Origin of the sequence: Streptococcus mitis (assembly GCF_003942775.1) — a bacterium.
Taxonomy (GTDB): domain Bacteria; phylum Bacillota; class Bacilli; order Lactobacillales; family Streptococcaceae; genus Streptococcus; species Streptococcus mitis_CN.
In genome coordinates, this window is record NZ_RJNX01000001.1 from 304,901 (window position 1) to 318,907 (window position 14,007).

Annotated in this window: 11 protein-coding genes and 1 pseudogene; 2 read left to right on the forward strand and 10 right to left on the reverse strand. The window is 39.8% G+C overall.

Annotation, left to right across the window (positions count from 1 at the left end):
• Positions 1 to 16 precede the first annotated feature (16 nt).
• The 4 genes from D8848_RS01610 to rpsO all read right to left on the reverse strand — a co-directional run bounded on the left by D8848_RS01610 (position 17) and on the right by rpsO (position 3,750).
• Entirely contained in the window at positions 17 to 772 is a 756-nt protein-coding gene (locus tag D8848_RS01610) for an ABC transporter ATP-binding protein (RefSeq protein WP_045611207.1), read from the reverse strand.
• Between the two features lies 1 nt (position 773).
• Positions 774 to 1,820, reverse strand: a complete 1,047-nt coding sequence (locus D8848_RS01615; protein WP_045611206.1) for a FecCD family ABC transporter permease — start codon at positions 1,818 to 1,820, stop codon at positions 774 to 776.
• 258 nt (positions 1,821 to 2,078) lie between these two features.
• On the reverse strand, positions 2,079 to 2,699 hold the full coding sequence (locus D8848_RS01620; protein ID WP_045611205.1) for a CadD family cadmium resistance transporter: 621 nt from the start codon (positions 2,697 to 2,699) through the stop codon (positions 2,079 to 2,081).
• A 781-nt stretch (positions 2,700 to 3,480) separates the two neighbouring features.
• The gene (rpsO, locus tag D8848_RS01625; RefSeq protein ID WP_001018251.1) at positions 3,481 to 3,750 is read right to left on the reverse strand and encodes a 30S ribosomal protein S15; all 270 of its coding nucleotides are present in this window, start codon (positions 3,748 to 3,750) and stop codon (positions 3,481 to 3,483) included.
• 901 nt (positions 3,751 to 4,651) lie between these two features.
• Here rpsO and thrS point away from each other — a divergent pair.
• Positions 4,652 to 6,595, forward strand: coding sequence for a threonine--tRNA ligase (gene thrS, locus D8848_RS01640; protein WP_125442917.1), 1,944 nt, complete (start codon positions 4,652 to 4,654; stop codon positions 6,593 to 6,595).
• A 243-nt stretch (positions 6,596 to 6,838) separates the two neighbouring features.
• Here thrS and D8848_RS01650 read toward each other — a convergent pair whose 3' ends face one another.
• The 5 genes and pseudogenes from D8848_RS01650 to D8848_RS01675 form a co-directional block, all read right to left on the reverse strand.
• Entirely contained in the window at positions 6,839 to 7,888 is a 1,050-nt protein-coding gene (locus D8848_RS01650; RefSeq protein WP_125442918.1) for a DUF389 domain-containing protein, read from the reverse strand.
• Positions 7,885 to 8,208, reverse strand: coding sequence for a potassium channel family protein (locus D8848_RS01655; protein ID WP_001253404.1), 324 nt, complete (start codon positions 8,206 to 8,208; stop codon positions 7,885 to 7,887). The genes D8848_RS01650 and D8848_RS01655 overlap by 4 nt, the downstream gene beginning before the upstream one ends.
• 344 nt (positions 8,209 to 8,552) lie before the next feature.
• Positions 8,553 to 10,060, reverse strand: a pseudogene (locus D8848_RS01660) (ATP-binding cassette domain-containing protein).
• Between the two features lie 435 nt (positions 10,061 to 10,495).
• The gene (locus tag D8848_RS01670; protein WP_125442919.1) at positions 10,496 to 11,470 is read right to left on the reverse strand and encodes a sensor histidine kinase; all 975 of its coding nucleotides are present in this window, start codon (positions 11,468 to 11,470) and stop codon (positions 10,496 to 10,498) included.
• The gene (locus D8848_RS01675; protein ID WP_000548991.1) at positions 11,463 to 12,140 is read right to left on the reverse strand and encodes a response regulator transcription factor; all 678 of its coding nucleotides are present in this window, start codon (positions 12,138 to 12,140) and stop codon (positions 11,463 to 11,465) included. The genes D8848_RS01670 and D8848_RS01675 overlap by 8 nt, the downstream gene beginning before the upstream one ends.
• 154 nt (positions 12,141 to 12,294) lie before the next feature.
• Between D8848_RS01675 and D8848_RS01680 the strand changes: the two genes are divergently transcribed.
• Positions 12,295 to 13,368 (forward strand): DUF2974 domain-containing protein, encoded by a 1,074-nt coding sequence (locus D8848_RS01680; RefSeq protein ID WP_125442920.1) that lies wholly within the window; start codon positions 12,295 to 12,297, stop codon positions 13,366 to 13,368.
• 168 nt (positions 13,369 to 13,536) lie between these two features.
• Here D8848_RS01680 and tnpA read toward each other — a convergent pair whose 3' ends face one another.
• Entirely contained in the window at positions 13,537 to 14,001 is a 465-nt protein-coding gene (gene tnpA, locus D8848_RS01685; RefSeq protein ID WP_125442921.1) for an IS200/IS605 family transposase, read from the reverse strand.
• Between the last annotated feature and the right edge of the window lie 6 nt (positions 14,002 to 14,007).

Genomic DNA, 14,007 nt, shown 5'->3' on the forward strand with positions numbered 1-14,007 from the left:
GTTTTCCTTTTCATTCTTATAAATAGTGAATCATGGCTTGCTGATCCTCGGTCCAAGTCACTTGACTTTGAACTCCATATACAGTTTGCAATGACTCAGGGGTGATGGTCTCCTTTGGAGTCCCTTGGTAAAGGATTTCCCCCTCTTTCATCAGATAGAGATAATCCGAATAGCGACAAGCAAGTTGAATATCATGCAGGACAGCTAGAACATTGACCTTGAGATTCTTCACAATGGCCAACAAGTCTAGCTGATACCTGATATCCAGGTGATTGGTTGGTTCGTCCAGGAGCAAGAGAGTCGGTTCTTGCGCCAAGGCGCGGGCTAACAAAACTCGCTGTTTCTCTCCCCCCGACAGGGACGAATAGAGACGAGTTTTCTTCTCGAGCATATCCACCTTAACGAGGGCATCTTGAACGAGCGTAAAATCCCTTTCCCTTTCCTTCTGTAAAAAAGAGAGGTGGGGAGTTCTTCCCAGCAAGACGATTTCTTCAACTGTACAATCAAACTGCAGTTGGTTAAACTGGGTCACAACTGCCATTTGCTTGGCTGTTTCTTTGAGCGTCCATTGTTCCAGAGGCTTTCCATCTAGGCTTATCAAGCCTTTGTCCGCCTTTTCCTGACGATAGAGGAGTTTAAGTAGACTGGTTTTCCCGCTTCCATTTGGTCCTAGTATCGTGTGAAATTGATTCCCTTCAACTTTAAGAGAAACTCCCTTGAGGATTTTTTTCTCTCCCAGTCCAAAGTGGACATCCTGACAAATCAAGTCCATATCAGCTCCTCACCTCCCTTCGCCTACCTCCAACAATGTAGATAAAGAAGGGAGCACCTACTAAGGCTGTGAAAATACCAATAGGAAGCTCTGCGTTTGGAATGATGATACGAGAGAGTACGTCTGCCCAGATGACAAAGAGGGCACCTAGCAAGGTTGCAACAGGAAAAAGCCTCTTATAATTCGTTCCTACTAACCCTCGAGCTAAATGTGGAGTAATCAGACCGACAAATCCAATAATCCCACAGGTTGCCACTAAGACTGCTGTCAGCACAGCCACCATGGTCACATAAAGATACCAATAAAAGCGTAAGGGAATTCCCAAAGTTAAAGCAGCCTCATCTCCCATCATCATCGCATTAAAAACACGATACTGGGTAGAGAAAAATAGAAAGGCCATTCCTACTACTATAGTTGGCAGGACCAAGTCTGCCCAGGAAGTCCCAGCGAGCGAGCCCATGGTCCAAAACTTAATGGTCATCACACTATCCGCATTAGCTCCAACTGAGATAATAAAGTTTGAAAAAGCCAGAAAGAGAGCATTGACCACGGTTCCTGATAAAATCAGACTAGAAGTCGTCATCCTTCCCTGCATAGAGGCAATGATGAGGACAGCAATTGTTGCCAAAATAGCTCCAAGAAAAGCTCCAAGGCTAATCATCACTTTTAAACCAAGAATGATGCTCAAGGTTGCCCCTAGAGTTGCACCCGCAGATATTCCTAAGACATAAGGCTCTGCGATGGGATTGTTCACTGTAGACTGCATCACGCTACCACACATAGAAAGACCAGCCCCCACTATCAGACCTAACAATACTCGAGGGAATCTCATGTTCCATACAATGGCAAGAGTAGACTTGGAAACCTCTCCTATCTCAAGAGGAAATCCCAACCTGCTCAAAATAATCCGATAGGTAGCTCCTAGATCAATCGCAACAGATCCCATAGAAACTGCTAGAAAGAGAGAAATCCCTAAAACACCTAGCAAAATACCTAAAAGTAACACAAATTGCTGGTCTTGTCGGCTTCCAGAAAATTTGGAAAGCATGCAAACCTCCTTTGATAGAATCTTAAAAATTTAGAAAATTCTCATGAAAAGTATACCATATTTTCAACTGTGTAACAAGCTATGGAAAAAATACAATTAAAATCAGAAAAATTATGGTTGGTTTTTCCATACAGTGTTAGGAAGCATAAGCAAAGATAATACTTGAGTATATCGATGTAAGGTGACAACATAAAAAGCCCTCTGAAAATCAGAGAGCTGATTTGAGCCCGGGCTAAAATCCTAGTGAAACAAAAAAATCTACACGATCAGAAAAGTCTCTATCGTGCCATTTTCATACATGATGTATAGTCCAAGTAGAATGAATACTAAGGGTACAATGATTCGCTCGTATTTTTCAATTGTCTCGAATATTAACGGAATAGAGGATAACACCCGACTAATCTCGCATAAGATAATTATGCCGATTACAAACACAAGCAAGGCCACGAGGGTCTGTGACCAATCTAACGAAGCAAAATAAGGTATATAGATACCTAAATTATCTCCGCCAGACGCAATTGTCAGCAATGTAACTGTCCAAAACAGTTGATTTGCCTTGCTTTGTTCTAATCTTTCAATAATTTCTTCCTCTTCTTCCTCTTCTTCCTCACCTTCTCCAACAATTGCAAAGCGAATCCCTAAATAGATAGGGATTAAACCAAGCAATCCAACCATCCATTCTTCAGGCACGAAATTAACGACATAAGCAGCAACTAAACTCGCCCCTACAAGTAAGCCTGTGCCTAGATATTGCCCCGCATAAATATGCCATTTTTGTTTATTCTGTGATAGCTGTGCAAATAAAATAAATAAAATAATTAAATAATCGATACTGGTGGAAATATAAACACCAATAGCAGATATGATTGTCTGTCCCATAAAAAACCTCCTGTATTAGTCAGTAATAAATCAGCAGATTTTAGGAGAGCACAGACACATTAATTTAGCTATCGCTAGTGGGTAATGTCGAACATAGGAAAGCATTTTACTCCTCCTCAAAACGTAGTTACAAAGTAATTTCTAACTGGAATTCGGTGACTACTTTCATGTAAAGTATAACATACTATACTTTACTTCGTAAAGTGTGGGCTCTCCGAAGGAGCTTGCAGACAGCTACTCGGCATTTCAAGCCGAGTAGCTACGCACCCTTATGGTGTAATTAGCTGATACCATTTGAGGTTTTTGTAGTCTCCAAAATTGTGACCGATAAAACCTCAATAAAAAAGCCCTCTGAAAATCAGAGAGCTGATTTGAGCTCAGGCTAAAATCCTAGTGAAAAAGATGGAACTCCTTGTGTTCATCGAACACGGTGTCGTTTCCCTATTTTCATACGGATTTCTTACGCCCTTAGCATCATGATTCTTGCTGGATAAACCGTTTATAGACTAGGCGAAGATTGTACAAAAAACTTTAGTGAAACAAAAATATCTCCCCGAAGGGAGAATATCTGGTTTATTTTACCTTACAGTGCTAGGAACCGTAACCAAAGATAATACTTGAGTATACCAAGGTAAGTTGATAACATAAAAAAGCCCTCTGAAGTCAGAGAGCTCCAGTCTTGCTGGATAAACCGTTTATAGACTAGGCGACGAGGCGAAGGTTGTACTAATGGTACATCGAGCCGAAGCCAACGAAGTATAGAAACGGTTTAGACGCAAGATTAACGACGAAGTCCTAGAGAGTTGATCAACTCACGGTAACGGTTAACGTCGTTTTTACGCAAGTATGCAAGCAAGTTACGACGGCGACCAATTTTTTTCATCAATCCACGGTAAGTAGCGTGGTCTTTTTTGTGTTGTTTGATGTGTTCGTTAAGGTGGTTGATTTCCCAAGTAAGGACAGCAACTTGAACCTCTACTGAACCTGTATCACCTTCGTGACGTGCATATTGTGCGATGATTTCATTTTTTTTCTCTTTTGAGATTGCCATGATGTTTCTCCTTTTTATTTGGCTTCATCCGAGTGACAGGTTGGCATGCCTGTAACCAAGAAGAAGTTATTTGTCTTTACGACAATCCCTATTCTACCAATAACTAACATCTTTGTCAACAGATTTACTTTCTTGTTTTAAACATGCTATAATAATCATAGCAAGAAATCTAAGTTGTCTGTTTTTTAAAACGAGGTGATTATCATGCCTAGATTCTATTCCCATCTCCCCTATTATTTGGTCATCTTTTTTCTTTTACTGGCCACTTTATGAGTTGTTATCACTAATCATTTCTGACCCCCTTTTTCTCAAGAGTCTCTACGTAAATAATATTCTCTTCTTTACACCTCTGGTAATCTTGATTGTATCGCTACTTTATAGCTACCGTTTCCGTTTCTCACTTTGGTGGTTAATTGGTAACGGACTGCTCTTTTGCTTTACTATCATAACCTTTGGTGAGTTTATACTAATTTACTTGCTAATCTATGAAACCTTGGCTCTGGTGGACATGGCTTCCGGTATTGGCATCAAGCATATTCTACAAAAATGAAAAACAAAAAACTTTCACAAAATCCTTGAAAAATCTCACAATCATGCTATAATAATCCATAGAGACAAGTCACTTAGTCCCTTTCTACTAGAGAGTGCGTGGTTGCTGGAAACGCATAGAAAGCCTAAACTGATACTACTCGTGATTTTTTATGAAAACATAAAACGGTGGCCACGTTAGAGCCAATCAGAGGTGTCCCTCTTTTTTGAGGAACATAAATGAAGGTGGAACCACGTTGCGACGTCCTTTCGAGGATGTCGCTTTTTGTTTTTCTAGCTTTCACAATCCTCTATCCCTGTTTTCCAAATAGGGCTTAACACATTCGTCAATAATATAAGTAAGGAGAACATCATGATTAACATTACTTTCCCAGATGGCGCTGTTCGTGAATTCGAATCTGGCGTTACTACTTTTGAAATTGCCCAATCTATCAGCAATTCCCTAGCTAAAAAAGCCTTGGCTGGTAAATTCAACGGCAAACTCATCGACACTACTCGTGCTATCACTGAAGATGGAAGTATCGAAATTGTGACACCTGATCACGAAGATGCCCTTCCAATCTTGCGTCACTCAGCTGCTCACTTGTTCGCCCAAGCAGCTCGTCGTCTTTTCCCAGACATTCACTTGGGAGTTGGTCCAGCCATCGAAGACGGCTTCTACTACGATACTGACAACACAGCTGGTCAAATCTCTAACGAAGACCTTCCTCGTATCGAAGAAGAAATGCAAAAAATTGTCAAAGAAAACTTCCCATCAATCCGTGAAGAAGTTACTAAAGACGAGGCACGTGAAATCTTCAAGAACGACCCTTACAAATTAGAATTGATTGAAGAACACTCTGAAGACGAAGGTGGTTTGACTATCTATCGTCAAGGTGAGTATGTAGACCTCTGCCGTGGCCCTCACGTCCCATCAACAGGCCGCATCCAAATCTTCCACCTTCTCCATGTAGCAGGTGCTTACTGGCGTGGAAATAGCGACAACGCTATGATGCAACGTATCTATGGTACAGCTTGGTTTGACAAGAAAGACTTGAAAAACTACCTTCAAATGCGCGAAGAAGCTAAGGAACGTGACCACCGTAAACTTGGTAAAGAGCTTGACCTCTTTATGATTTCACAAGAAGTGGGACAAGGTTTGCCATTCTGGTTGCCAAATGGTGCGACTATTCGTCGTGAGTTGGAACGCTACATCGTTGACAAAGAGCTAGCTTCAGGCTACCAACACGTCTACACTCCACCACTTGCTTCTGTTGAACTTTACAAGACTTCTGGTCACTGGGATCATTACCAAGAAGACATGTTCCCAACTATGGACATGGGTGACGGGGAAGAATTTGTCCTTCGTCCAATGAACTGTCCGCACCACATCCAAGTCTTCAAACACCATGTTCACTCATACCGTGAATTGCCAATCCGTATCGCCGAAATCGGTATGATGCACCGTTATGAAAAATCTGGTGCCCTCACTGGTCTTCAACGTGTACGTGAAATGTCACTCAACGACGGTCACCTCTTCGTTACTCCAGAACAAATCCAAGAAGAATTCCAGCGCGCCCTTCAGTTGATTATCGATGTTTACGGAGACTTCAACTTGAATGAGTACCGCTTCCGTCTCTCTCTTCGCGACCCTCAAGATACTCACAAGTACTTTGACAACGATGAGATGTGGGAAAATGCCCAAACCATGCTTCGTGCAGCCCTTGATGAAATGCGTGTGGACTACTTTGAAGCCGAAGGTGAAGCAGCCTTCTACGGACCAAAATTGGATATTCAAGTTAAGACAGCCCTTGGAAAAGAAGAAACTCTTTCTACTATCCAACTTGACTTCTTGCTTCCAGAACGCTTCGACCTTAAATACATCGGAGCTGATGGCGAAGAGCACCGTCCAGTTATGATCCACCGTGGAGTTATCTCAACTATGGAACGCTTCACAGCTATCTTGATTGAGAACTACAAGGGTGCCTTCCCAACATGGCTTGCACCACACCAAGTAACCCTCATCCCAGTATCTAACGAAAAACACGTGGACTACGCATGGGAAGTAGCTAAAAAACTCCGTGACCGTGGTGTTCGTGCAGACGTAGATGAACGCAATGAAAAAATGCAGTTCAAGATCCGTGCTTCACAAACAAGCAAGATTCCTTACCAATTAATCGTTGGAGACAAGGAAATGGAAGACGGAACAGTCAACGTTCGTCGCTATGGCCAAAAAGAAACACAAACTGTCTCAGTAGATGATTTTGTTCAAGCTATCCTAGCTGATATCGCCAACAAATCACGCGTTGAGAAATAAGAGATAAAATCCTAGCTAGCTAAAAAGCAACAACTGAAACAGCTGTTGCTTTTTATATTTTTACTCAATGAAAATCAAAAAGCAAACTAGGAAGCTAGCCGCAAGCTGTACTTGAGTACGGTAAGGCGACGCTGACGTGGTTTGAATTTGATTTTCGAAGAGTATTATTTAATCCGAGCTAGTAGTGATTGACCAAACCACCACACAAGATTTGCTTTCATGAGTTAGATAAGATCAATATCCTCAATCCTTGTCTGCTTCATTTTCTTTTACGAGATCTTTTTGTGAATCCTTTTCAGAGAGTTTTTGATCGATATACTTGTTAATGGTTTCATAAAATTCCTTGGTCGTATCACTGTCTAATTTTGTCGAATTATGAACTTGATTGACTTTCAATTGAACAGATTGAATACCGTAAGAGGCTTGTTTTTGGTGGAGCGTTTCTAATTCTTCTTCTGAAATCGGATCTCCAACAACCGTCAAGACCAATTCATTATTCCTTGACTTGTAGACTTGATTAATGACCGTGTGATTGGCGAACTCTTTTCCTACAAACTGTTTGATTCCTTCTTTTCGCGCTTGATCTATCGTCAGAGTGACTGCTGAATAGCTGGCTGGAAGAATCAATAATACAATCAAGGATATCAACCCAATTCTCATTTTAATGTTTAGCTCTTTAAATGAACTTAAGGGAGATTTTCTCATCAAAATTCTTGTTCCAACAATATTGGTTAGCATGATAAAGACACAGTTGATCAAGAAAAGATAGAGAGCTCCAAATAAAAATCGTACATTTCCATTAGCTAAACCGTAACCTGCAGTACAGATAGGTGGCATCAGAGCTGTTGCAATGGCTACTCCTGGCACGATATTGTTTGCTTCTTTTTTCCTTGAACCAATTACACCTGCTATCCCACCAGCAATAGCAATGAGAACATCCCAAATGGTTGGAGAGGTTCGTGCAATCAATTCGCTACTTGCATAAGATAAGGGAGAAATCCAGAAATACAGAGTCGAGACAAGCAAGCTGACCAATACTTGGGTAAATAAAACCTCCAGAGATTGCTTGATTAAACGCGTATCAAAAATAGCTAAACCAAACCCCAGTCCAACAATCGGTGTCATAAGAGGGGAAATCAGCATGGCTCCAATAATGACAGCTGTTGAATTCATATTTAGGCCGATAGAGGCAATAAAAATCGCACACATCAAAATCACTGTATCTCTCAATCGAACATGAAGGTCATCGTATAATTTCTCACGGTATTCCCGTGTTGAATAATTGGCAGTCATTTGTCCTCTCCTCTTTCCTTATTTAAATCGGTATAATAATTAATAATAACAGCTGATAAACAGCCAAAAAATATGAGCCCATAAATCGTCAAGAAGACACTGGTAATCCTTCCAATCAAGGTCACAGCTAGGAGATCCCCGTAGCCGACAGTCGTCGAAGTCACAAAAGCATACCAAAGACCGTCTCCGTAATTTGTGATAGCAGGTTCAACTAGGAAAAGCACGCCTCCTGACCCAAAAACAAAGGTCACAAAACTCAGAGCAAACCGAGTAAAACCCGTAACCTGTATAATATGCCATAACATTTTTAAACGTCTCATTTGTTCTCCTTATTCATACTAGCTCCTGACCGAGCCGTTTTTTCCAATAATCAAAGTGAAGATAGGACATGATCTCCATCAGAGAAAGATAGACAAACTGATAGATCTGATTTAAGCTGATTATCAACTGATATTGTTTGAAAAATGACTGGAAGAAAGACCAGATATGACTGTCTTGAATCAGTCCCTTCTTAACATTATATCAAAAATTTTACAGTCTTTCTCTGAAGAAATCAATTAATTTAAAAGATAGAGAAAGGAAGAAATTTTTGTATCCTTATCCGAAGAAGAAAAACGATATCAGAAGAACCTTGATACTATGCGTTTTATTCTCTATAATTTAGCTATTTCAAAATTACAAGTTCTCCATTCTTAATTTCCCAAACTTGGTCAAACTTACTTAATAATTCGTTTTGGCGATGTAAAGTAACAATGACGGCACTTGGTAGTTCCAGAACTCTTTCCAATTCCATTTTAAACTGATTAGTATCCAAGGCAGAGAAAGGTTCGTCTAGGATAAGCAATGGATTTTTACGATTTTTCTCACGATTTAAATACATTCGTTGTTGCTGACCACCTGACAGGGATTGTGGTGGAATTTTTTCAAAATCTTCTTCTCTGAATTTTTCATTGAAACTATTGAATAGCGTTACATTATTTTCATAACTCGAAATAAATGTATGTTCTTGTTGCAGAATCATACCGAATCTTCCCCAAAGATGGTCCAAAACAAGCCCATCTAGCACAATTTGTCCTTCAAAATCTTCATCTGTTCCATTTAAAATGTTGAGAAGACTACTTTTTCCAGACCCATTCTTACCAATAAGCGCAATTTTATCCCCTTTTTGAATCGTAGCGGAAGTAATTATCAATTTTGATTCTCCCAGTTGTTTGGAAATGTTTTTCAAAGTAATCGTATCAAAAGAATGTTGAGGTGCTTGAACTGAAACGGGTCTCCCAACAATGTTTTGAAAACTCTTGATTACAGGCTTTACGGACTCTAACATTTGTAAATCATAAAGGATTTCCTGTATTGGTTCAGAAAAAGCATTAATATATCCAAAACTCGCCACCACCTCAGGAATACCGAGTTGCTGGTGAGATAGAGAGTAGGCTAAATAAACAGAACAAGACTAATGAATTCAAAAGAAACACCTGTCAATAAGATGCCTGTAATTTTTGTCAAACCATACTTAAAATACTTATCCTGCAACTTCTTTAGAGAACTCTTTTGTTGATTCAAAAAATGCGACATAGTTAGTTTATTTACCAAATGATGTCCCATGAGCAAATCCTCCAAAGTTCGATAGTAATCTCCTTGTTTTTTCAAGTAAACCTGTCTACGATTAGCGGTCAACTTCCCAACGATTTTAGGAATTTGAATACTAATTCCAGTAGAAAAGATTAAAATCAATGATACAATAGGATTAATTGTTCTGCTAATAATGAAAGCGTAAATGATGATACGTAAAATTTGTTTGATAAAACTCATCAATGGAGGAAGGTAATCCTTTTCCAACGAATCTAGGTCATTAGATTGATAGGAAATATACTCTGCTACTGTTTTCTGCTTGAAATCGTGGTGACTGAGTCCCAGAAGTGAACGAAACCACTCATTTTTCAAAGTAGTCGAAAAGATAATCCCCTGCTTCCAATCAAGTATCATTTGGATATAGTTACAACTCAAATAGCCAGCCACTGACATAGAGTAACCATATAGAGCTACTTGATAATCCCCTTTGATTAATGCCTGCGTGAAATACGGTAACAAAGCTGTGCAGATATTCGATACTACACCAAAAAGAAAATTAAAGAAGAGATACCATCTAATAGTTTTAAGATATGGTAGCATATACGATACTCCTTACTAATGCGTTTTTTTACATATCGCAGAACAATCTCTACTATTCCCTATTTCAGATAGTGCGATACTCGGACATTGAGTGCAATAATTGTAAATCACACAAGTACTGCAGTTTTTACTATCATTCAAAATAAAAAGAAAGCTGCAGTTCTTTTAATCCTGTATCAACGATTCATTCTGAAATCGAATAGGAGACATTTCCCAAGTCTACAATTCACTTCATCTCAAATTAATTTTTGTAATTCACCCTTAGTTTATAGATTTTATACTCAACAAAAGTATAAAGCATACAAAACTTCACTTTGAACCAGTATTTATACTATATTCCGTATTAAAAATTCTATTATTGATTTTGTAAAAAACAGTCTTCAAATATCCTGAAATATAGCAAAAAGAGATTGGGTAAAAACTCATTGTCTCTTCTCACTCAAGGACTAAGTTCACTTGAGCAAACTGAATCCGCACTGTCGTTCCTGTACCGACCTCAGACTCGATACGAATCTGGTGCCCCAGTTCTTCAGAAATTTTCTTAGATAGGTAAAGTCCAAGTCCAGATGACTGCTGAGTTAGGCGTCCATTGTAGCCTGAAAATCCACGTTCAAAGACTCGGAGGACATCACTGTTTTTTATCCCGATTCCCGTATCCTTGATACAGAGTTCCTGGCCTTCCATATAAATCTCCAGACCACCTTCCTTGGTGTACTTGAGACTATTTGAGATAATTTGTTCAATGACCACTAGTAGCCACTTCTTATCCGTCACGATTTCTTTATCAAGGTCATGTAGATTGACATTTAAGCCTTTTTGAATAAAGAAAAGAGCATATTTACGAATTATTTCCTTGACCAAGTCCTCAATTTGAACCTGCTTTAAGACCAAATCATCATGAAAACTTTCTAAACGTAGGTACTGTAAAACTAGATTGGTATAGGAGTCAATCTTGAAAATTTCCTGTTCTAATTGCTGCTTTAATTGGCGGTCAGCTACTTCTGCAACTAAGAGTTGACTGGCTGCAATGGGGGTCTTTATCTGATGGACCCACAAGGTATAGTAATCCAGCAAATCCGTCAGTTTTCTTTCTGAATCTGACCTCTGTTGATAGAGTTCCATCTCACGCGCTTCTAATTTTTCAGCCAAGGCTATTTCCAATGGAGATTTGGCTTCCCTATCCCCATAGAGAAGTTCCTGGCGATAGACCTGCATTTCAACCAATATGTCCCAAGCGAAAAATAAGATGGTTACAAAGCAACACAAGAGAAAAAAATAGAGAAAGTAAATTCCTAAACTGGCAAATAAAAACTGAAAGAGTAAGACCAGAAACGTCAAAGAAATCAGATAGACAAACAGACGACTACGGGAACGCAGATAGGCTAAAAAAAATTGTTTCCAATCAAGCATGCTTCAGTCCGTACCCTATCCCTTTCTTGGTCTCGATAAATCCTACCAAGCCCTGCTCTTCCAACTTTTTACGCAATCGAGCCACATTAACAGAGAGCGTATTATCATCAATAAAAAAGTCACTGTTCCAAAGTTCCCGCATGAGGTCGTCACGCGCTACAATATTTCCTGCGTGTTCAAACAAAACTCGTAAAATCTGGAATTCGTTCTTGGTCAAATTCAAGACTTGCCCTTGATAATGTAAATCCATTGATTTGGTATTGAGGATAACACCAGCATATTCCAGTAAACTCTCGTCACGCCCAAACTCATAGGAACGACGCAACAAGCCCTGAACTTTGGCTAAAAGAACCTGCTGGTCAAAAGGCTTGGTCACAAAGTCATCCGCGCCCATATTGATTGCCATGACAATATCCATAGCCTGGTCTCTCGAAGACAGAAACATGATGGGAACCTTGGAAATCTTGCGAATCTCCTGACACCAGTGATAGCCATTAAACAAAGGCAGCCCAATATCCATGAGGACCAGATGAGGCTCCGACTGGACAAAAAGACTCAAAACTTCCATAAAGTCTTCTACCAGAACCACTTCAAATCCCCATTCAGAGAGCATTTTCCCGACCTGTTGACGAATAACCTGATCATCTTCTACTAATAAAATCTTGTGCATGCGCTTCTCCTTTTCTATTATTATAACAGATTTTTCCATGCTAGAAGGTCTGAAACTGAATTTGAAATAGCTTGTTTTAGCCAGTAAAAACAGGCAATGCTACTAGCTAATTTGAGAGAAATTTGATAAGATAAATAAAAAGAAAGGAGTTCTTATGACCAATATTTTTGACTATCTGAAAGATGTCGCACACGATTCCTTTTACGACCTTCCTTTAAATGAATTAGACATTCTAACCTTAACAGAAACCACCTACCTCTCCTTTGATAATCTGGTCTCCACAACTCCTATGCGACTTTTAGACCTGGCACCTCAGGTTCCAAGAGAATCTAACATGTTGACCAGCAAAAATCGCCTCCAGCTATTAGATGAACTAGCTCAACACAAACGCTTCAAAAATTGCAAACTCTCCCATTTTATTAATGACATCGACCCTGAGCTGCAAAAACAATTTGCGGCTATGACCTACCGCCTCAATCTCGATACCTATCTGATTGTCTTTCGTGGGACTGATGACAGTATCATTGGCTGGAAGGAAGATTTCCACATGACCTATATGAAGGAAATTCCTTCTCAAAAGCACGCCCTATGCTATTTAGAAAACTTTTTTGTCCACCATCCTAGGAAAAAAGTCATTCTAGCTGGGCATTCCAAGGGAGGAAATCTAGCTATCTATGCGGCTAGTCAAATTGAGCAAAGCTTGCAAAATCAGATTACCGAAGTCTATACATTTGATGCGCCTGGTCTCCATCAAGAATTGACACAGACCGAAGGTTATCAAAGAATAATGGATAGAACCAAGGTCTTCATTCCACAAGGTTCCATCATCGGTAGGATGCTGGAAATTCCTGCCCACCAAATCATCGTTCAGAGTACTGCCTTAGGTGGCATCGCCCAGCACGATACCTTTAGTTGGCAGATTGAGGATAGACACTTCGTCCAACTGGATAAGACCAACAGCGATAGTCAACAAGTAAACACAACCTTCAAAGAATGGGTAGCGACAGTCCCTGACGAAGAACTTCAGCTCTACTTCGACCTCTTCTTTGGCACCATTCTTGATTCTGGTATTACATCTATCAATGACTTGTCTTCCTTAAAGGCTATCGAACACATTCGTCATCTCTTTGTCCAAGCTCAATCTCTCACTCCAGAAGAAAGGGAAACCATGGGACGCCTCACCCAGTTATTGATTGATACCCGTTACCAGGCCTGGAAAAATAGATAGTAGCTTTCAAAAATCAAATGTATATAATCATGACCACCCGTCAAACGGGTGGTTTGTCCCAGGGCTATAAGCCCAAATTACCAGCCAGCGCCTAAAGACGCTGGCTTTCACTTTGTTCAAGCCTTATTGCTCTTGACTCGTCACTTGCCTCTCAAAGAGGCTTTAGTATTACTTACCACTATCCCTAAAGGGATCCTCATATTCTTTTACACTTAATTTATCTAGTGCTATATCATGCTTTTCCTGTTCTTGAATATATTTCTTAATTGTGGCTTCATTAAGCCCTACTGTACTCACATAATAACCTTCCGCCCACAAATGCCGATTTCCAAACTTGTACTTGAGATTGGCGTGTTTGTCAAACATCATGAGTGCACTTTTTCCTTTTAAATAACCCATGAAACTCGAAACACTTGTCCTTGGTGGAATACTGACTAACATGTGTACATGGTCTGGCATTAAGTGACCCTCGATAATTTCAACTCCTTTATAACTACACAAGCGATGAAATATTTCGCCTAAACTACTTCGATATTGATTATAGATGACTTTTCGTCTATACTTAGGGGTGAACACAATGTGATACTTACAGTGCCACTTTGTGTGCGATAAACTATGAGCCTTTTGTGCCATATTTTT

What these genes read in the sequence shown, in the direction of transcription:
- D8848_RS01610 (WP_045611207.1), bottom strand. Translation starts at nt 772, where the DNA reads ATGGACTTGATTTGTCAGGATGTCCACTTTGGACTGGGAGAGAAAAAA.
- D8848_RS01615 (WP_045611206.1), bottom strand. Translation starts at nt 1,820, where the DNA reads ATGCTTTCCAAATTTTCTGGAAGCCGACAAGACCAGCAATTTGTGTTA.
- D8848_RS01620 (WP_045611205.1), bottom strand. Translation starts at nt 2,699, where the DNA reads ATGGGACAGACAATCATATCTGCTATTGGTGTTTATATTTCCACCAGT.
- rpsO (WP_001018251.1), bottom strand. Translation starts at nt 3,750, where the DNA reads ATGGCAATCTCAAAAGAGAAAAAAAATGAAATCATCGCACAATATGCA.
- thrS (WP_125442917.1), top strand. Translation starts at nt 4,652, where the DNA reads ATGATTAACATTACTTTCCCAGATGGCGCTGTTCGTGAATTCGAATCT.
- D8848_RS01650 (WP_125442918.1), bottom strand. Translation starts at nt 7,888, where the DNA reads ATGACTGCCAATTATTCAACACGGGAATACCGTGAGAAATTATACGAT.
- D8848_RS01655 (WP_001253404.1), bottom strand. Translation starts at nt 8,208, where the DNA reads ATGAGACGTTTAAAAATGTTATGGCATATTATACAGGTTACGGGTTTT.
- D8848_RS01670 (WP_125442919.1), bottom strand. Translation starts at nt 11,470, where the DNA reads ATGCTTGATTGGAAACAATTTTTTTTAGCCTATCTGCGTTCCCGTAGT.
- D8848_RS01675 (WP_000548991.1), bottom strand. Translation starts at nt 12,140, where the DNA reads ATGCACAAGATTTTATTAGTAGAAGATGATCAGGTTATTCGTCAACAG.
- D8848_RS01680 (WP_125442920.1), top strand. Translation starts at nt 12,295, where the DNA reads ATGACCAATATTTTTGACTATCTGAAAGATGTCGCACACGATTCCTTT.
- tnpA (WP_125442921.1), bottom strand. Translation starts at nt 14,001, where the DNA reads ATGGCACAAAAGGCTCATAGTTTATCGCACACAAAGTGGCACTGTAAG.